The 595-nt window shown below is 70.3% G+C and carries 1 protein-coding gene; it reads right to left on the reverse strand.

Features of this window, described 5'->3' with window-relative positions:
* Positions 1-114: 114 nt before the first annotated feature.
* Positions 115-354, reverse strand: coding sequence for a chaplin (locus FNQ90_RS26070; RefSeq protein ID WP_182608544.1), 240 nt, complete (start codon positions 352-354; stop codon positions 115-117).
* Between the last annotated feature and the right edge of the window lie 241 nt (positions 355-595).

Consider the following 595-nt stretch of genomic DNA (forward strand, 5'->3'; position numbering starts at 1 on the left):
CCGGTGGGGCGCCCGCGGCGCGCGGGGGATCGGCGCTCGGCCGAGGAACCCGCCCGACCGGCCGGGACCCGCGGTGGGTGCCGCGGGTCCGGGCCGGACCGGGAGACGGGGACGTCAGGCGTTGACGCAGACGTTCCCGAAGGCGGGGTTCAGGACACCGACGATGTCGATGGTGTTGCCGCACACGTTCACGGGGATGTGGATCGGCACCTGGATGACGTTGCCGGAGAGGACGCCGGGGGAACCGACGGCGGCACCCTGGGCCTCGCTGTCGGCGACGGCGGTGCCGGCGGTCCCCAGGACGGCGATCCCGGCGGCGGCCGCGAAGGCGGCGGACTTGGCCATGCGAGACATGTGGTCTCCCTGTCTTGACGGAGTGTTCAGCATTTTTACGGGCTTCGGGTTTCCCCGATCGGTCCTCGCGGACCTGTGCCGACTAACGAGGCCGACACATGGATGTTTCGGGTCCGAAGTCCCGAATGGTGGCTGAACCTCCGCACTTTCACCCGTTCGGCGGAGCGGGATCACCCCTCGGGAGGGGAATAGGGGGATGTCCCAACGACCTCCTCGCGTCCTTTCCGTGACACCCGCGCCC

This window comes from Streptomyces alkaliphilus (assembly GCF_014141535.1).
Lineage (GTDB): Bacteria > Actinomycetota > Actinomycetes > Streptomycetales > Streptomycetaceae > Streptomyces > Streptomyces alkaliphilus.

What these genes read in the sequence shown, in the direction of transcription:
- FNQ90_RS26070 (WP_182608544.1), bottom strand. Translation starts at nt 354, where the DNA reads ATGTCTCGCATGGCCAAGTCCGCCGCCTTCGCGGCCGCCGCCGGGATC.